The organism is Vibrio taketomensis (genome assembly GCF_009938165.1).
GTDB lineage: Bacteria > Pseudomonadota > Gammaproteobacteria > Enterobacterales > Vibrionaceae > Vibrio > Vibrio taketomensis.
Window position 1 is genome coordinate 437,870 of the sequence record NZ_AP019649.1, and the last position, 18,449, is coordinate 456,318.

General features: G+C 45.2%; 13 protein-coding genes and 1 pseudogene. 10 read left to right on the forward strand and 4 right to left on the reverse strand.

All coding sequences use genetic code 11. The features are described 5' to 3' along the window. Positions 1 to 55: 55 nt before the first annotated feature. The gene (gene pepA, locus Vt282_RS02165) at positions 56 to 1,564 is read right to left on the reverse strand and encodes a leucyl aminopeptidase (protein WP_162047176.1); all 1,509 of its coding nucleotides are present in this window, start codon (positions 1,562 to 1,564) and stop codon (positions 56 to 58) included. A 190-nt stretch (positions 1,565 to 1,754) separates the two neighbouring features. Here pepA and lptF point away from each other — a divergent pair. Further along, positions 1,755 to 2,857: pseudogene (gene lptF, locus Vt282_RS02170) on the forward strand (LPS export ABC transporter permease LptF). Positions 2,858 to 2,860: 3 nt separating this feature from the next. Next, positions 2,861 to 3,931, forward strand: coding sequence for an LPS export ABC transporter permease LptG (gene lptG / locus Vt282_RS02175; protein WP_162062439.1), 1,071 nt, complete (start codon positions 2,861 to 2,863; stop codon positions 3,929 to 3,931). A gap of 100 nt (positions 3,932 to 4,031) precedes the next feature. Here lptG and nadC read toward each other — a convergent pair whose 3' ends face one another. Further along, positions 4,032 to 4,928 (reverse strand): carboxylating nicotinate-nucleotide diphosphorylase, encoded by an 897-nt coding sequence (gene nadC, locus Vt282_RS02180; RefSeq protein WP_162062440.1) that lies wholly within the window; start codon positions 4,926 to 4,928, stop codon positions 4,032 to 4,034. A 141-nt stretch (positions 4,929 to 5,069) separates the two neighbouring features. Here nadC and ampD point away from each other — a divergent pair, with 141 nt between their 5' ends. Beyond that, a complete protein-coding gene (ampD, locus tag Vt282_RS02185) occupies positions 5,070 to 5,612 on the forward strand; it encodes a 1,6-anhydro-N-acetylmuramyl-L-alanine amidase AmpD (protein WP_162062441.1) in 543 nt (180 codons plus the stop codon). 126 nt (positions 5,613 to 5,738) lie between these two features. On the opposite strand, the gene fldB is transcribed toward ampD, so the two are convergent. Beyond that, positions 5,739 to 6,260 (reverse strand): flavodoxin FldB, encoded by a 522-nt coding sequence (gene fldB / locus Vt282_RS02190; protein ID WP_162063661.1) that lies wholly within the window; start codon positions 6,258 to 6,260, stop codon positions 5,739 to 5,741. 167 nt (positions 6,261 to 6,427) lie between these two features. Between fldB and xerD the strand changes: the two genes are divergently transcribed. The 7 genes from xerD (at position 6,428) to lpdA (ending at position 17,406) form a co-directional block, all read left to right on the forward strand. Beyond that, the gene (gene xerD, locus Vt282_RS02195; RefSeq protein WP_162047606.1) at positions 6,428 to 7,324 is read left to right on the forward strand and encodes a site-specific tyrosine recombinase XerD; all 897 of its coding nucleotides are present in this window, start codon (positions 6,428 to 6,430) and stop codon (positions 7,322 to 7,324) included. A 36-nt stretch (positions 7,325 to 7,360) separates the two neighbouring features. Continuing rightward, entirely contained in the window at positions 7,361 to 8,101 is a 741-nt protein-coding gene (gene dsbC, locus Vt282_RS02200) for a bifunctional protein-disulfide isomerase/oxidoreductase DsbC (protein ID WP_162062442.1), read from the forward strand. Positions 8,102 to 8,141: 40 nt separating this feature from the next. Further along, complete coding sequence (gene recJ, locus Vt282_RS02205; protein WP_162062443.1) at positions 8,142 to 9,881, forward strand: single-stranded-DNA-specific exonuclease RecJ; 1,740 nt, start codon at positions 8,142 to 8,144, stop codon at positions 9,879 to 9,881. 411 nt (positions 9,882 to 10,292) lie between these two features. Further along, complete coding sequence (gene pdhR / locus Vt282_RS02210; protein WP_162047170.1) at positions 10,293 to 11,060, forward strand: pyruvate dehydrogenase complex transcriptional repressor PdhR; 768 nt, start codon at positions 10,293 to 10,295, stop codon at positions 11,058 to 11,060. 49 nt (positions 11,061 to 11,109) lie between these two features. Continuing rightward, the gene (gene aceE, locus Vt282_RS02215; RefSeq protein ID WP_162047169.1) at positions 11,110 to 13,773 is read left to right on the forward strand and encodes a pyruvate dehydrogenase (acetyl-transferring), homodimeric type; all 2,664 of its coding nucleotides are present in this window, start codon (positions 11,110 to 11,112) and stop codon (positions 13,771 to 13,773) included. A gap of 30 nt (positions 13,774 to 13,803) precedes the next feature. Beyond that, entirely contained in the window at positions 13,804 to 15,705 is a 1,902-nt protein-coding gene (gene aceF, locus Vt282_RS02220) for a pyruvate dehydrogenase complex dihydrolipoyllysine-residue acetyltransferase (RefSeq protein ID WP_162062444.1), read from the forward strand. A gap of 270 nt (positions 15,706 to 15,975) precedes the next feature. Beyond that, positions 15,976 to 17,406, forward strand: coding sequence for a dihydrolipoyl dehydrogenase (gene lpdA / locus Vt282_RS02225; RefSeq protein WP_162047167.1), 1,431 nt, complete (start codon positions 15,976 to 15,978; stop codon positions 17,404 to 17,406). Positions 17,407 to 17,495: 89 nt separating this feature from the next. On the opposite strand, the gene Vt282_RS02230 is transcribed toward lpdA, so the two are convergent. Then, positions 17,496 to 18,107 (reverse strand): LuxR/HapR/OpaR family quorum-sensing transcriptional regulator, encoded by a 612-nt coding sequence (locus tag Vt282_RS02230; protein WP_162062445.1) that lies wholly within the window; start codon positions 18,105 to 18,107, stop codon positions 17,496 to 17,498. Positions 18,108 to 18,449 lie beyond the last annotated feature (342 nt).

The window sequence follows — 18,449 nt, forward strand, 5'->3', positions numbered from 1 at the left end:
TTCTCTATAAATTAGCGAAAAAAGGGCCTTACGGCCCTTTTTATTGTTACAGAAATTATTCTTCTGTTTCTTGGCCACTGCGGTTCAATAGGAATTGGACCAGCATTGAGACCGGACGACCTGTCGAACCTTTTGCAGCACCCGATTTCCACGCAGTACCTGCGATATCGATGTGCGCCCAGTTATACTTCTTAGCAAATTTAGATAGGAAGCAACCTGCCGTGATAGTACCAGCTGGACGACCGCCAATGTTCGCCATATCTGCAAATGGGCTCTTTAGCTGCTCATGGTATTCGTCAGCCATTGGTAGACGCCATGCACGGTCACTTGCTTGCTCAGAAGCGTTAACTAGCTCGTGAGACAGCGGGTTATGGTTTGATAATACGCCACTGATGTGGTGGCCTAGTGCAATCACGCATGCGCCAGTTAGTGTTGCAACGTCAACTACGCAGTCTGGTTCAAAACGCTCAACGTAAGTTAGCGCATCACACAGTACCAAGCGGCCTTCAGCGTCGGTGTTTAGCACTTCAACCGTTTGACCTGACATTGTCGTTAGGATGTCACCTGGGCGGTATGCATTGCTGCCTGGCATGTTTTCACAACCAGCTAAAACGCCAATCACGTTAATTGGTAGGTTTAGCTTCGCCAGTGCTTTCATTGTACCGAAAACAGATGCTGCACCACACATGTCGTACTTCATCTCGTCCATGCCTTCGCTTGGCTTGATTGAGATGCCGCCTGAATCGAAAGTTAGGCCTTTACCAACAAGTACGATTGGTTTTGCGTCTGCATCTGGGTTGCCCTTGTACTCAATGACCGACATCATCGATTCATTTTTCGAGCCACGACCCACTGCAAGGTATGATGTCATACCCAGTTTTTCCATCTCTTGCTCACCAATGATCTTAGTGGTGATAGACTCGTAATCATCAGCTAGACGACGAGCTTGAGAAGCTAAGTAAGCTGGGTTTGCGATGTTTGGTGGCATGTTGCCAAGGTCTTTACACGCTTTCACGCCTGAAGCAATCGCTAGGCCGTGAGAAATTGCGCGCTCGCCAAGGTTTAACTCACGACGTGTTGGCACGTTAAATACCAATTTGCGTAGTGGGCGGCGAGTTTCTGGTTTCACACTCTTGAATTGATCGAAAGTGTAAAGGCCATCTTTAGTCGCTTCTACCGCCTGGCGTACTTTCCAGTAAGTGTCGCGGCCTTTAACGTGCAGTTCAGTTAGGAAACATACCGCTTCCATTGAACCAGTTTCGTTTAGCGTGTTGATGGTTTTTTGGATGATTTCTTTGTATTGACGTTCGCCTAGCTCACGTTCTTTACCGCAGCCAACCAGAAGCACACGCTCAGAGAGCACGCCTGGTACTTGATGCAATAACAGCATTTGACCTGGTTTACCTTCTAGATCACCGCGGCGAAGCAGTGAACTGATATAGCCATCGCTAATTTTATCTAGCTGTTCGGCAACTGGAGAGAGGCGACGTGGTTCAAAGACGCCCACGACGATACAAGCGCTGCGTTGTTTCTCAGGGCTACCACTTTTTACACTGAACTCCATGCGTACTCCTACATCCTGAAGACAAATAGAACTAAATGTTAGATAATGCCTGCTTACTTGTTGATTCCACAATCGGAACTACCTTTAAATTAAGCAAGCTAACAGTCAGTTAGAAATTTTAAAAATAAAGGGTTCAACGGGAAATTATAGTGATTCAATTAAAAACAAGTTTTGTATAGGTAATTTCAGCGTGATTATTGTTAGATATTTGATCCGCGAGACACTCAAAAGCCAATTTGCGATATTTTTATCCTGTTTTTGGTCTTTTTGAGCCAAAAGTTGATCAGCGTTTTGGCCGAGGCCTCTGATGGTGAAATCCCTGCACGTTTAGTTATGCACTACGTGGGACTAAGCATGCCTTCGATGGGCTTGCTAATGCTGCCATTAAGTTTGTTCTTGGGGATTCTTCTGACCTTTGGTCGCCTGTATGCGGAAAGTGAAATTACCGTAATGAATGCAACGGGAATCGGTAATAAGTTTCTGATTCGCGCAGCTTTGTATCTGGCAGTGATCACCGGTTTGGCGGCAGGCTTTAACGCCTTTGTGCTGTCACCATACAGCCAAGAAAAAATCATTCAGCTTGAAGAAAAAATGCAGGCTGAAAACAGTGTTGACCTGCTTAAAAAAGGTCACTTCCAAGGCACGCCTGACGGTTCATCTGTGGTGTTTATTGATGATATTCAAGATGGCCAAATGACCAATGTGTTCGTTGCTCAGATGCGTCCGCGTGATTCGATTTTACCGAGCGTCGCTTTTTCGCAATCTGGTGAAGTTAAAGAGCTGAGCGATGGTCGCCAAGTGATTCGTATGTATGACGGTACTCGTTACGAAGGTGTACCGACACGTATCGATTATATGGTGACGCAGTTTGATCAATACCAAGGCGTGATCGGACAACGTGAAGTCAAACCAAAGGGTCGCGATTGGGAAGCGATTCCAACGCTGGAGTTGATGAAGAATCCGGATTCTGCCGCGCAAGCTGAATTGCAATGGCGTATTTCGTTAGTGGTGTGTATTCCACTATTGACCATGTTGGTGGTGCCTTTGTCTGCGGTAAACCCTCGTCAAGGTCGCTTTGCCAAAATGGGCCCTGCGATATTGATTTACTTGGCTTACTTCTTGGCAATTAGTGCGACTAAGTCTGCTTTGGAAGACGGGGCAATACCTTCCGTAATCGGTATGTGGCCAATAAACTTTGCATTGCTAGTGACCGCTATTGCGATCAACTTAATGGATAGCATTCCAGTGCGACGTTTTAAAGACAAACTTAGACAAAAAAAGAAGGCAGCGTAGTTCGTGTTTAAGATTTTAGATCTCTACATTGGTCGAACCATTATTACTACCACATCTTTGGTGTTGGCGACCTTCGTTGGTCTCTCTGCCATCATTAAATATGTTGAGCAGTTGCGTAAGGTTGGTCGTGGTACCTACGACATGATCGATGCGCTGCTGTTTGTTGGTTTGAGTATTCCTCGTGATATCGAAATGTTCTTCCCAATGGCGGCGCTACTTGGTGCTTTGATTGGTTTGGGTATGTTGGCGTCAAGCTCTGAGCTAGTGGTGATGCAAGCGGCAGGTTTTTCTAAACTTGATATCGGTTTGTCGGTACTCAAAACCGCCGTGCCACTGATGATCATTGTGACACTGCTTGGTCAGTGGGGCGCACCACAAGCACAGAAAATGGCGCGTGATTTACGTGCGTTTGCTACCACCAACGGTGCCATTATGTCAGTGCGAACTGGGGTATGGGCGCGTGATGCCAATGACTTCATTTTTATTGGTAAAATCGAAGACGACAAACTTTATGGTTTGAACATGTGGCGCTTTGATGATCAGAAGCATCTGCAACAAGTTTATTTTGCTAAAGAAGTGGAATATTCAAGCGATCACGTTTGGATAATGAAAAACGTGCAAGTGACCAACATGGCTAATGATATTCAATTGTCAAAAACTGAATTGCCAGAATATCGCTGGCAGACATCGTTAGAGCCAGACAAACTAGCTGTGGTCACGGTTAAGCCGGAAGAGCTATCGCTAGGTGGATTGTATGACTATGTTAATTATCTAAAAGCCTCTGAACAAGACGCGTCGCGTTATGAGCTGGCATTTTGGCGTAAAGTGACGCAGCCTATTTCAATTGCCGTCATGATGTTGATGGCATTGTCGTTTATCTTTGGTCCACTGCGAAGTGTGACCATGGGGGCGCGCATTCTGTCAGGTGTAGTGGCTGGTTTTAGCTTCTATATCTCGAGTGAATTCTTTGGTCCGCTGAGCTTGGTATACAACATTCCACCGGTGATTGGTGCAGTTATGCCAAGCATTGCCTTTTTGACTATTGCGCTGATGCTGTTAAGACGCAAACTGTAATATTCGAATGGTTCAAAACAAAAAAACGCCCCCATATTTGAGGGCGTTTTTATATCTGATACTTTTTACTTGAGGCGATGAAATGCCGCTAACATTGAGCTTAAAAAGCCTCTTTAAAGCGCATTGATAAATCCATCGCTTTAAGGTGCTTGGTTAGCGCGCCAACAGAGATATAGTCAACACCGGTATCTGCGTATTCACGAATCGTTTCTAGCGTAACGTTACCTGAGTTTTCTAGCGCAGCGCGACCAGCGTTAATCGCTACCGCTTCACGCATCATCTCGGTAGTGAAGTTATCGAGCATGATAATATCGGCACCTGCTTCAATTGCTTGTTGCAGCTCTGCAAGGTTTTCTGTTTCTACTTCTACCGGTTTGCCTGGATTTAGCTTTTTAGCAGTTTTAATAGCTTGCTCGATACCGCCGCAGGCAATGATGTGGTTTTCTTTGATGAGGTAAGCATCAAACACGCCAATACGGTGGTTGTAACCGCCGCCACACGCGACAGCATATTTCAGTGCGCTGCGCAGACCCGGAATGGTTTTGCGCGTATCCAATAGACGACAGTCTGTACCTTCCAGCTTTTCGGCATACTTAGCGGTCACTGTGGCACAGCCAGAAAGGGTTTGGATAAAGTTCATTGCATTACGCTCACCCGTAAGCAATGCACGAGATGGGCCTGATAGAGTACAGAGCACTTGGTTTGGCTCAACTTTATCGCCATCTTGAACATGCCATTCGATGGTTACTTTACCGCCTAACTGTTTGAATACTTCATCTGCCCATGCTTGGCCGCAGAATACGCCGTGTTCACGAGTAATAATTGTCGCTACATTGTGTGTGTCCGCAGGAATTAGACTTGCAGTAATATCGTTGGCTGGATCGAGTGTGCCACCCAAATCTTCTCTTAACGTTTCACTGACCGCACGAGTGATTTCTAGAGGCAATTGTTGCTTTAAAAATTCAAGACGTTCTTGGCTGTTGTGTGTGTTTTTCATTGCAAATCTAATACGCAGTTGAACAGAGAAGAGAATCATACGCTGACTGCGTGCGAAATTCAGCCATTAATCTCGCATTTCACAATCAAATGAATAAAAATACACAGCGATATTGAAGTTATGGAACAGAAGAAAAAGCCAATGATTGATTCACACGGATGGTATCAAAATGCACGTCATGTACCGTCACCATTTTTTGACCAACGCGCTGATCAGCAAGATATCTCGCTTTTGGTGATCCATAACATCAGCTTACCTCCTGGTCAGTTTGGCGGCCCGTATATTGAGCAGTTTTTTCTTGGGCACTTAAACCCAGATGAGCACTCATTCTTTAAGGTGATTCATAACATGGGGGTCTCTGCCCATTGCTTGATTCGCCGTGATGGTGAAGTGGTGCAGTTTGTCTCTTTCCTCGATAGGGCGTGGCATGCAGGCGCTTCCAGTTTTGCAGGAAGAGCGCGTTGTAATGATTATTCGATTGGCATTGAGATGGAAGGCAGTGACTTTGTAGCGTATACCGATGCGCAGTATCGGGCGCTGGCAATGTTGACACAAGAGTTGATGACGACCTATCCGCTGATCACTATTCCACGCATTACCGGCCATCAGTATATTGCGCCGCAACGTAAGACGGATCCGGGATTGGTATTTGATTGGCGAAGATATAGAGATGCGCTGCGCTAAGAATGAGAGAGAACGCGTTTAGATGTGAAAAGTTGTGGATTTATGTCGCGAGTTTCCTCGCGACTATTGAAGCTTGCGTTAAAAACGCAAGCGTTCCTGATTCTCGTAACGAAGCGTTGTCAAATCTTACAAAGATTCATGATATTCCGTTAGCACTTGCTCAATCCAAGTAGCGATGCGCTCATCGCTGAGATCGTATTGTGAATCTTCATCTAGCGCTAAGCCGACAAACATGTTGCCGTCTTGGGTAAGAGCTTTAGAGGCTTCAAAATGGTATTGCTCGTCGTTAGGCCAGTAGCCAATTACGTTCGCACCAGCGAGTTTAATTTGATCGTGCAGCAGACCCATTGCATCAAGGTACCATTCACCATAGCCTTCTTGATCACCAAGACCAAACAGCGCTACGGTTTTACCTTGTAGCGATACGCCACTGATGGTGTCCCAAATCGCCTGCCAATCTTCTTGAATCTCACCAAAATCCCAAGTGGAAATGCCGAGTAGTAGCAGATCATAGTCTGCCATTTTTTCTAGAGGCGTTTGTTTTACATTGTGAATGTCGACCAACTCTTCACCAATGATAGCGCGCATCTTTTCTGCTGCCATTTCGGTGTAGCAAGTGGTGGAACCATAAAATAGACCGATTTTCATCATTGTGTATCTTTATTGTTGAGCGGTTAGCGAATTCTAACCATAAAACGGCGAGCTTTGCAGCGAATATCCGTTGCTAAACGGAATTTTTATGGCTTTATGTGCTGTATACATTTACAGTAAATAAAAATAATAATCACAAAATGAGAGTTGCAGTGTCGGAAGTAATGTCACCTGATCATGCTATTGTTGAACAGTTTCTCGATTCCATGTGGATGGAGCGAGGTTTGTCTGAAAATACGCTGAGCTCATATCGTACTGATTTATTGAAGCTATTGGCATGGATGCAAGTGCACAATTATCGTCTTGATTTTATTAGTTTGTCTGGTTTGCAGGAATATCAAACTTGGCTGGTGGATCAAGATTATAAACAGACTTCTCGCGCCCGTATGTTGTCAGCGATTCGCCGTCTGTTTCAGTATTTACACCGTGAAAAAGTGCGTAGCGACGATCCTAGTGCACTATTAGTGAGCCCTAAACTGCCTAAACGCTTGCCGAAAGATTTGACCGAAGCCCAAGTGGATGCGTTGCTGAATGCACCAGATACTAATGATGCGATGGAATTGCGCGACAAAGCGATGCTTGAGCTGCTCTATGCGACGGGCTTACGTGTGACAGAACTGGTTAGTTTGACGATGGAAAACATCAGTTTGCGTCAAGGGGTAGTGCGAGTGACTGGTAAGGGTGGGAAAGAGCGTTTAGTTCCAATGGGTGAAAATGCCATTGAATGGATTGAAACTTTTATCCAGCAAGGGCGGTCTCAGTTACTGGGTGAACATACCTCTGATGTGGTTTTTCCGAGTAAACGCGCTAGACAGATGACCCGTCAGACTTTCTGGCACCGTATTAAATATTATGCTGTGTTGGCAGGTATCGACACTGAGCTGTTGTCACCACACGTACTGCGTCATGCTTTTGCAACGCACTTGTTAAACTATGGCGCAGATCTCCGTGTTGTACAGATGTTGCTCGGACATAGTGACTTGTCGACCACACAAATCTATACTCACGTCGCAACTGAGCGATTGAAACAGCTTCATAGTGAGCATCATCCAAGGGCATAAGCTCTTGCTTTGAAAACTATTTAAGGTGAAAAAACAATGAGCGTATTACGCCGAATGACATTACTTGCGCTGCCATTATTAGCCGTGTCTTCCTTTGCAAGCGCACAAGTAGAAATTGATAAAGCAAAACTCGCAGATCGCTTTTCAAAGCTAGGTCTACAAATTACGGATGTTGTCCCTGCTGATATTGATGGCTTGGTTGAAGTACAAACTAATGGTGGCGTGTTGTTTGCTTCGCCAGATGGTGAGTACTTCCTTGCTGGCTCACTATATAAACTGGGTGACAATGGTGAATACCATGACGTACTTGCTAAACGTCAGGCACCAATCAACGCTGCTAAAATTGAAGCGATGAAAGACTCTAGTATTGAGTTCAAAGCTAAAGATGAAAAATACGTGGTGACGGTGTTTACCGATATTACTTGTGGCTATTGCGTAAAACTGCACAATGAAATGCAAGATTACAACGACCTAGGTATTACCGTACGTTACCTTGCGTTCCCACGCCAAGGCCCAGTGGGCGGTGTGGCTGACCAAATGGCGTCAATTTGGTGTGCTGAAGATCCAAAAGCGGCCATGCATAACGGTAAAGTGAATCGCGAATTCCCAGCGAAAGGCGAAAACTTTAAGCAGTGCCAAGAAACGATTCAGAATCAATATATGTTAGGTCGTGAATTGGGCATTAGTGGCACGCCAGCGATCTTCTTGCCAAATGGTGAAATGGTGGGTGGCTACCTACCAGCAGATCAACTGCTGAAACGACTAGAACAGAAATAACCTAAGGAAATAGGCTCGATAGAGCCTATTTTATTTTGATATGATAGAAATTCAACGCCGTCCTGAGCAAGATACATCATTGCTACCTGACACCATCCCCCCTTTGCTAAAACGCATCTACTTGGCGCGCGGGATTACTTCTGTTGCGCAGCTCGAAACGGGTGCTCGCGGGCTACACTCATACCAAAAACTGCATGGCATTGAGCTTGCGGTAGAGCTTTTATTTAATGCGATCAAAACTAACCAACGCATTATTGTGGTTGGAGATTTTGATGCCGATGGCGCAACCAGTTCGGCTTTATCGGTATTAGCTCTGCGTATGCTTGGCAGCAATAATGTCGATTATTTGGTGCCAAACCGCTTTGAGGATGGCTATGGACTTAGCCCTGAAGTGGTCGATCAAGCGATTGAAATTGGCGCGCAAGTGATCATGACGGTAGATAACGGTGTATCTTCGATTGAAGGGGTGCGTTACGCCAAAGAGCAAGGTCTACAAATCTTAGTGACCGATCATCACTTGCCGGGTTCAGAATTGCCGAATGCCGATGCGATGGTGAACCCTAACTTGCAAGAGTGTGCGTTTCCCTCTAAATCGTTGGCCGGTGTTGGCGTCGCTTTCTACTTGATGATGGCGCTTTGCGTACACATGCGAAACAGTGGTTGGTTTGCTCAGCAAGGTCTCGCTGAACCAAAATTGATGGAGCTGATTGATCTTGTAGCACTTGGCACGGTCGCTGACGTGGTCGCTCTGGATGAAAACAACCGCATTTTAGTGCATCAAGGTTTGCAACGTATTCGAGCAGGCCTTGCTCGTCCTGGTATTCAAGCGCTCATTGAAGTGGCGAAAAAAGATGCCAGTCGTTTGGTTGCCTCGGACTTTGGTTTTGCACTTGGTCCTCGTATCAACGCTGCTGGCCGCTTAGATGACATGTCATTTGGGGTTGAATTACTGCTGAGTAACAATATTCATGCAGCCCGTCGTATGGCGAGTGAGCTCGATGGTCTCAATCAAACTCGTAAAGAGATCGAAGAGGGCATGAAGCAAGAGGCGATGGCATTCTGTGAGCGTTTGCAGTTTGGTGAAAATGTACAGTTGCCATTTGGCTTAGTACTGTTCCAACGAGATTGGCATCAAGGGGTGATCGGTATTCTTGCTTCAAGAATCAAAGAAAAGTACCACCGCCCAGTGATTGCTTTTGCTGATGGCGGAGAAGGGGTCATCAAAGGTTCATGCCGTTCGATACCGGGTTTACATATGCGTGATGTACTGGATCGAATTGATACGCAGAATCCTGGTTTGATCCTTAAATTTGGTGGCCATGCGATGGCGGCGGGCTTATCGGTTGAAGAGAAGAACTTTGAGCGTTTTGCCAAGCTTTTTGATCAAGCGGTGAAATCAGAATTAGATGAAGCGGCGTTACGTGGCGTGGTGCTATCGGATGGTGAGCTGAAGCCTGAAGAGTTCTCGATGCATGTCGCACAGATGCTTCGCGCTGGAGGACCATGGGGGCAAGCTTTTCCTGAACCGGTTTTCGATGGTGAGTTTAAAGTATTGCATCAAAAACTGGTCGGCGAAAAACATCTTAAACTGATGCTTGAGCCATTATTTAAAGGCCATCCGACCAACATTATGATTGATGGCATTGCCTTTAACGTCGATTTGCGTCGTTGGCCTGATGCTTCAGTCAAAACCGTCCACTTAGCTTACAAACTCGATGTGAATGAGTTTCGTGGCAACCAGTCATTGCAACTGTTGATTGACCATATCGAAGCTAAATAGTCACAACAAACCTATGATCACAAAGTCTGCTGCTTTATTTTTGTACCAAAAGCGGTGGCTTTGTTCTCATATTTATCACTTCCCATACACTATCTTCCTTTACGCGCATTGCGCGATTCTCTCTTACTCCCAAATAACTATACATTTTTCAATATTTATTCATCAAATTTTAAAACTTACCAATTTTAATTTGAGTAAGCTGGAAAAACATTCATTCCTGTTTATATTTTGTAATTGGTAATACCATCATAATTGCTGAATACCTTAATTAAATGTTAATGATTTGTATGTAATAGCCTGCTTTTATGATTTGGGTCAATTTTTGGCTGGAATTTGGTTTTGGGTTATGTTAATTTCTATGGCAACAAAAATTGGTATGACCAATTAACAATAAGAGAAAACAATATAAGTATGGCTTATCAAAGGATTCGTCAGCCCAAGCTTTCTGATGTGATTGAACAAGAACTCGAAAGGCTGATTGTAGAAGGAACATTATCGCCGGGGCAGCAACTGCCACCAGAGCGTGAACTGGCAAAGCAGTTCGATGTTTCTCGTCCTTCAGTCCGTGAAGCCATTCAGCGCCTTGAAGCCAAAAAATTATTAACTCGACGCCAAGGTGGCGGTACGTTTGTTAGCGAAACGATTTGGAAAAATTTTTCTGATCCGCTGCTAAATTTATTAGCGAGCCACTCTGAAACTCAGTTGGATTTACTCGAAACACGCCATGCGATGGAAGGCATCTCCGCCTACTTCGCAGCACTGCGTGGTACAGATGAAGATTTTGCGCGAATTCAAGACGCCCTAGAACAAATTAGTTCTGAACAAGCAAAACAAAACGTGGATGCGGAAGCCGCTGCGGTAATGCAGTTTCTGATTGCTCTAACAGAAGCTGCACACAATGTTGTGTTGTTACACATTGTTCGAAGCCTCGCGCCACTCTTGGAACAGAACGTTTTACAGAATTTAAAATTACTACACCGCCGCGAAGAAGTGGTGGAAAAAGTCAGTAAACATCGAGCCAATATAGTGGATGCGATTGTTTCAGGTCAGCCGGAAAAGGCACGTGAAATGTCACATTCACATTTGGCTTATATTGAAGAAACATTGTTGGATTTGACTCGTGAAGAGTCTCGACGAGAGCGCTCTCTGCGTCGAATTCAGCAAGGTAACAACTCATAAGAGTTGTTGCTTAAATCAGTAGATCCAACCAACAGAAGGATAGATCGCCATGTCTGATATGAAGCATGACGTTGATGCACTGGAAACTCAAGATTGGCTAGAAGCACTTGAGTCAGTTGTACGTGAAGAAGGTATTGAGCGCGCTCAATTTCTACTAGAAACCGTTCTAGAAAAAGCACGTCTTGATGGCGTTGATATGCCAACTGGTATCAATACGAACTACATCAATACGATTCCAGCTGCGCAAGAGCCGGCTTACCCGGGTGACACCACACTTGAGCGTCGTATTCGTTCAATCATCCGTTGGAACGCGATTATGATCGTTCTACGTGCTTCTAAGAAAGACCTAGACCTTGGTGGTCACATGGCTTCTTACCAGTCTGCAGCCGCGTTTTACGAAGTGTGCTTCAACCACTTCTTCCGCGCAGCGAACGACGTAGACGGTGGCGACTTGGTTTACTACCAAGGTCATATCTCTCCAGGGATCTACGCACGTGCTTTCGTTGAAGGCCGTCTAACTGCAGAACAACTAGACAACTTCCGTCAAGAAGTTGATGGTAAAGGTATCCCTTCATACCCACACCCTAAATTGCTTCCTGAATTCTGGCAGTTCCCTACGGTATCTATGGGTCTGGGTCCTATCTCTGCGATCTACCAAGCTCGTTTCCTAAAATACCTAGAAGGTCGTGGTCTTAAAGACACTTCTGCTCAACGTGTATACGCTTTCCTTGGCGACGGTGAGATGGATGAGCCAGAGTCACGTGGTGCATTGTCATTTGCTGCGCGTGAAAAGCTAGACAACCTATGTTTCCTAATCAACTGTAACCTACAGCGTCTAGACGGCCCAGTAATGGGTAACGGTAAGATCATTCAAGAGCTTGAAGGTCTATTCAAAGGTGCAGGTTGGAACGTAGTGAAAGTAATCTGGGGTAACAACTGGGATTCTCTACTAGCTAAAGATACCTCTGGTAAGCTACTACAGCTTATGAACGAGACTATCGATGGCGACTACCAAACATTCAAATCTAAAGATGGTGCTTACGTACGTGAACACTTCTTTGGCAAGTACCCAGAAACAGCGGCACTTGTAGCAGATATGACAGATGACGAGATCTTCGCACTTAAACGTGGTGGTCACGATTCATCTAAACTATTCGCAGCATTCAACAATGCGAAAGAGACTCAAGGCAAACCAACTGTAATCCTAGCGAAAACCATCAAAGGTTACGGCATGGGTGACGCAGCAGAAGGTAAGAACATTGCACACGGTGTGAAGAAAATGGACATGACTCATGTTCAACACCTACGTGATCGCCTAGGTCTACAAGATCTAATTTCAGACGAAGAAATGAAAAAACTTCCATACCTAACATTGGAAGAAGGTTCGCCTGAATACAACTACCTACACGGTCGTCGTCAAGCACTACTAGGTTACACACCTAAGCGTCTGCCAAACTTCACGGGCGAATTCCAAGTTCCTGAATTGGAAGAGTTTGCGCCATTGCTTGAAGAGCAAAAGCGTGAAATTTCAACTACGATGGCATACGTACGTACGCTAAACATCCTGCTTAAGAACAAGCAAATTGGTAAGAACATTGTTCCTATCATCTGTGACGAAGCACGTACATTTGGTATGGAAGGTCTGTTCCGTCAAATTGGTATCTACAACCCACACGGTCAAGAATACACTCCAGAAGACCGTGGCGTAGTGTCTTACTACAAAGAAGCGACTTCTGGTCAAGTTCTACAAGAAGGTATCAACGAGCTAGGCTCAATGGCATCTTGGGTAGCGGCTGCAACATCTTACAGCACCAACAACCTGCCAATGATCCCATTCTACATCTACTACTCAATGTTTGGTTTCCAACGTGTAGGTGATATGGCGTGGATGGCTGGTGACCAACAAGCTCGTGGTTTCCTACTAGGTGCTACGGCTGGTCGTACAACGCTAAACGGTGAAGGTCTACAGCACGAAGATGGTCATTCGCACATCATGGCGAACACCGTTCCTAACTGTATCTCTTACGATCCAACATTCGCATACGAACTAGCAGTTATCATGCAAGACGGTATCCGTCGCATGTACGGTGAGAACCCAGAAAACGTGTTCTACTACCTAACGCTAATGAACGAAAACTACGCAATGCCAGCAATGCCTGAAGGCGCTGAAGAAGGCATCCGTAAAGGTATTTACAAGCTAGAAACTTACGCAGGTTCAAATGCGAAAGTTCAGCTAATGAGCTCAGGTACTATCATGAATGAAGTACGTAAAGCAGCTCAAATCCTAAGCGAAGATTACGGCGTAGCGTCTGATGTGTACTCAGTAACATCATTCAACGAACTAACTCGTGACGGTCAAGATGCAGAGCGCTTCAACATGCTTCACCCAGAAGCGGAAGCGAAAGTACCTTACATCACAACAGTACTTGGCAGCGAGCCAGCTATCGCAGCGACTGACTACATGAAGAACTACGCAGAGCAAGTTCGTGCGTTCGTTCCTGCTGAGTCTTACAAAGTACTGGGTACTGATGGTTTTGGTCGCTCAGACAGCCGCGCTAACCTACGTCGTCACTTCGAAGTGAATGCAGGTTACGTAGTAGTTGCAGCCCTAACTGAACTAATGAAACGTGGTGAAGTTGAGAAATCAGTTGTTGTTGAAGCGATTAAGAAATTCGACATCGATACTGAAAAAACTAACCCGCTATACGCATAAGACAACGCTTAAGTAAAAGGTAGATAAGCAATGGCAATCGAAATTAATGTACCAGACATCGGTGCGGATGAGGTTGAAGTTACTGAGATTCTTGTAAGCGTTGGCGACAAGGTTGAAGAAGAGCAGTCTCTAATCACTGTAGAAGGCGATAAAGCTTCTATGGAAGTTCCAGCTTCTCAAGCTGGTATCGTGAAAGAAATCAAAGTTGCTGAAGGCGACAAGGTTTCTACCGGTTCTTTAATCATGATTTTCGAAGCTGAGGGTGCTGCAGCTGCAGCACCTGCTCCAGCAGCAGAGGCAGCTCCAGTAGCTGCACCTGCAGCGGCAGCAGCGGCTGAGTTAAAAGAAGTTCATGTTCCAGATATCGGCGGTGATGAAGTTGAAGTTACTGAAATCATGGTAGCAGTTGGCGACAACATCGAAGAAGAACAATCTCTAATTACTGTAGAAGGCGATAAAGCTTCTATGGAAGTTCCAGCACCATTCGCTGGCGTACTAAAAGAGATCAAAGTAGCCGCAGGCGATAAAGTATCAACTGGCTCACTAATCATGGTATTTGAAGTTGCAGGTTCAGGCGCAGTAGCGGCACCTGTAGCGGCAGCACCAGTAGCAGCGGCTCCAGCAGCATCTGCAGTTAAAGAAGTGAACGTTCCAGATATCGGTGGCGACGAAGTTGAAGTAACTGAAATCATGGTAGCAGTTGGCGATACAGTAGAAGAAGAGCAATCTCTAATTACTGTTGAAGGCGACAAAGCTTCAATGGAAGTACCAGCACCATTTGCCGGTACTGTTAAAGAGATCAAGATTGCAGCTGGCGACAAAGTGTCAACTGGCTCACTCATCATGGTATTTGAAGTGGCCGGCACTCCGGTTGCAGGTGCAGCACCAGTTGCGGCGCCAGTAGCAGCAGCTCCAGTAGCACAAGCCGCAGCACCAGCAGCCGCGCCAAAAGCTGAAGCTCCTGCAGCAGCACCAACAGCAAACGACTTCCAAGAGAACAACGAGTACGCTCACGCTTCTCCAGTGGTTCGTCGTCTAGCACGTGAATTTGGTGTTAATCTTTCTAAGGTTAAAGGTTCTGGTCGTAAGAGCCGCATTCTGAAAGAAGACGTACAAAACTACGTGAAAGAAGCGCTTAAGCGTCTTGAATCTGGTGCGGCAGCATCTGGTAAAGGCGACGGTGCAGCTCTTGGTCTACTACCATGGCCAAAAGTTGACTTCAGCAAGTTTGGTGAAACTGAAGTTCAGCCACTATCTCGCATTAAGAAGATCTCAGGTGCAAACCTACACCGTAACTGGGTGATGATTCCGCACGTTACTCAATGGGATAATGCAGACATCACTGAGCTAGAAGCGTTCCGTAAAGAGCAAAATGCGATTGAAGCGAAGAACGACACTGGCATGAAGATCACGCCACTTGTGTTCATCATGAAAGCGGCAGCGAAAGCGCTAGAAGCATTCCCAGCGTTCAACTCTTCTCTATCAGAAGACGGTGAAAGCCTAATTCTGAAGAAATACGTGAACATCGGTATCGCAGTAGACACACCAAACGGTCTAGTTGTTCCTGTATTTAAAGACGTGAACAAGAAAGGCATCTACGAGCTATCTCGCGAACTTGCTGAAGTATCGAAGAAAGCACGTGCAGGTAAACTGACTGCGGCTGATATGCAAGGTGGCTGTTTCACTATCTCTAGCCTAGGCGGTATCGGCGGTACGGCATTTACGCCAATCGTAAATGCACCAGAAGTTGGTATCCTTGGTGTATCTAAGTCTGAAATGAAACCTGTTTGGAACGGTAAAGAGTTTGAAGCTCGCCTACAACTTCCACTATCTCTATCATACGACCACCGTGTGATCGATGGTGCGGAAGGTGCGCGTTTCATCACTTTCCTAAATGGTGCGCTATCAGACATCCGTCGTCTTGTTCTTTAATTTAGAATAGACGAACGAGAGGCGGCATTATTGCCGCCTCATTTAACACTAATACCTGACAATTTGATTAATCATGTACTTAAAATGAGAGCATGAAGGGTCGAATTGCTGTCTAGCTCACAGGCTAAATTGATTTACTTTTCACATCGTTAACATCTCTGTAAAATATTAACGGTCTGAAAAAGCGGTTTTGAACATAAAAATAACGTTTGAACGCATCACATCAATACCCATTCAGCCTGTTAGGGATAATGACTACAAGAGGTCAAAATGAGCAAAGAAATTAAAGCCCAAGTTGTTGTACTTGGTTCTGGTCCTGCTGGTTACTCTGCTGCCTTCCGTTGTGCAGACCTAGGTCTTGAAACAGTACTGGTTGAGCGTTACAGCACGCTTGGCGGTGTATGTCTAAACGTAGGTTGTATCCCATCAAAAGCACTACTGCACGTATCTAAAGTTATCGAAGAAGCAAAAGCGATGGCTGAGCACGGTGTTGTATTTGGTGAACCACAAACTGACATCAGCAAAATCCGTATCTGGAAAGAAAAAGTTGTTAATCAGCTGACTGGTGGTCTAGCTGGTATGGCGAAAATGCGTAACGTAACAGTGGTTAACGGTTACGGTAAGTTCACTGGCCCTAACTCAATCCTAGTTGAGGGTGAAGGTGAGTCTACAGTCGTTAGCTTCGATAACGCTATCGTTGCAGCGGGCTCTCGTCCAATCAAACTGCCATTCATTCCTCATGAAGACCCACGCATCTGGGACTCAACTGACGCACTTGAGCTGAAAGAAGTACCAGAAAAACTGCTTATCATGGGTGGTGGTATCATCGGTCTAGAGATGGGTACGGTTTACCACTCACTAGGTTCGAAAGTGGATGTGGTAGAGATGTTCGACCAAGTTATCCCTGCTGCGGATAAAGACATCGTTAAAGTATTCACTAAACGCATCGAGAAGAAATTCAACCTGATGCTAGAAACAAAAGTGACTGCAGTTGAAGCGAAAGAAGATGGTATCTACGTTTCAATGGAAGGCAAAAAAGCGCCTGCAGAAGCTGAGCGTTACGACGCAGTTCTAGTGGCTATCGGTCGTGTACCAAATGGTCTACTCATCGATGGTGAAAAAGCAGGTCTTGAAATCGACGAGCGTGGCTTCATCAACGTTGATAAGCAAATGCGTACTAACGTACCGCATATCTTTGCAATCGGCGATATCGTTGGCCAACCAATGCTTGCGCACAAAGGTGTGCATGAAGGTCACGTAGCGGCTGAAGTTATTTCTGGTAAGAAACACTACTTCGACCCTAAAGTGATTCCTTCAATTGCTTACACTGAGCCAGAAGTGGCATGGGTTGGTAAGACTGAGAAAGAAGCGAAAGCTGAAGGCATTAACTACGAAGTGGCGACATTCCCATGGGCAGCATCAGGTCGTGCAATCGCATCTGATTGTGCAGACGGTATGACTAAGCTAATCTTCGATAAAGAAACTCACCGCGTTATCGGTGGTGCTATCGTTGGTACTAACGGTGGTGAACTACTCGGTGAAATCGGTCTAGCGATCGAGATGGGTTGTGATGCGGAAGATATCGCACTCACTATCCACGCTCACCCAACGCTACATGAGTCTGTTGGTCTAGCTGCGGAAGTGTTTGAAGGTTCTATCACTGACTTACCAAACAAAAAAGCAGTGAAGAAGAAAAAATAATTCTTCTCAAAGCTTACAATGAAAAACCGCTGCAATGCAGCGGTTTTTTTGTGTCAAAAATGGAGTAATTACTGAGTAATGTTCAGTGATCAATCTTTCTTGTAGATGCATAGCATGTTTAAGTAGGTGTCAGCCAACTTAACTAAATCATTATGCTCGGTAGTACGGTTTGCTTGTACAAACAGCGAGTAGCAAATACCGTGGAATAAGTTGGCGAGATCTTCTGGATCATATTCATCACACACTTCACCACGTTCTTGGCCTTTCACGAACATGTTTTTGACCAGTAGCTGGTTGGTTCGGTTAGTGGTTACAAACAATGGCCACACTTCTTCACGAGTCGATGCGCTCCATTCAAACCAGACTTTTAGCCAGTGACAATCTTCAGCCACTAACGTCATCATCGAGTTAGTGATGTTGCCGAGGTTTTCTTTAGCGTGCAGATCAAGATCGATATTGTCTGATAAGAAGTTGGAGAACTGGCGGACAACGTAGGTCAGTACATCATCGACCAAATCTTCACGAGTTGGGAAATAGTTAAATACCGTTGCCACTGAAACCTGTGCGATTTCAGCAATATCGGCATGTCCGCCACGACCAATACCTCGACGAGCAAATACCTCAAGAGAGATATCCATTAATTGTTGCTTGCGCTTTGTGGGTGAAAGACGGGTTCTTGGTCTTTTCGCAATTGAATCCATAGTTTTATCCTTGCCAATAGAGTTGATACCTTCCGTGTGTCCGATACCTTTTGTACATCGCTGTTTTCTTCACGGCGAATCGATAAACAGCATCAAAAGATGAGACAGTGTGAGGTACAGAATGGGCTTTGCCCTATTAATTATTCTATTAATTGTATAACGCGTTCATGAGTGTAATGGTGCATATGAAAGTGGTCAATATGTACAGTACAATTAGTAATCACTTTTATTCGCAACGTGCGAGATGTCATATTGTTTATTAGGTTGAATGAAAACTTGTCGCTTAAAGTTTTTCCTGATTAGCCTGCAGTGCTAAACTACGTGCTCAAAAATTTCTATCTC

Coding starts and splice junctions, on each gene's coding strand:
- dsbC (WP_162062442.1), top strand. CDS start 7,361: ATGAGCGTATTACGCCGAATGACATTACTTGCGCTGCCATTATTAGCC.
- aceE (WP_162047169.1), top strand. CDS start 11,110: ATGTCTGATATGAAGCATGACGTTGATGCACTGGAAACTCAAGATTGG.
- xerD (WP_162047606.1), top strand. CDS start 6,428: ATGTCACCTGATCATGCTATTGTTGAACAGTTTCTCGATTCCATGTGG.
- aceF (WP_162062444.1), top strand. CDS start 13,804: ATGGCAATCGAAATTAATGTACCAGACATCGGTGCGGATGAGGTTGAA.
- fldB (WP_162063661.1), bottom strand. CDS start 6,260: ATGAAAATCGGTCTATTTTATGGTTCCACCACTTGCTACACCGAAATG.
- pdhR (WP_162047170.1), top strand. CDS start 10,293: ATGGCTTATCAAAGGATTCGTCAGCCCAAGCTTTCTGATGTGATTGAA.
- pepA (WP_162047176.1), bottom strand. CDS start 1,564: ATGGAGTTCAGTGTAAAAAGTGGTAGCCCTGAGAAACAACGCAGCGCT.
- Vt282_RS02230 (WP_162062445.1), bottom strand. CDS start 18,107: ATGGATTCAATTGCGAAAAGACCAAGAACCCGTCTTTCACCCACAAAG.
- ampD (WP_162062441.1), top strand. CDS start 5,070: ATGATTGATTCACACGGATGGTATCAAAATGCACGTCATGTACCGTCA.
- lpdA (WP_162047167.1), top strand. CDS start 15,976: ATGAGCAAAGAAATTAAAGCCCAAGTTGTTGTACTTGGTTCTGGTCCT.
- recJ (WP_162062443.1), top strand. CDS start 8,142: ATGATAGAAATTCAACGCCGTCCTGAGCAAGATACATCATTGCTACCT.
- nadC (WP_162062440.1), bottom strand. CDS start 4,928: ATGAAAAACACACACAACAGCCAAGAACGTCTTGAATTTTTAAAGCAA.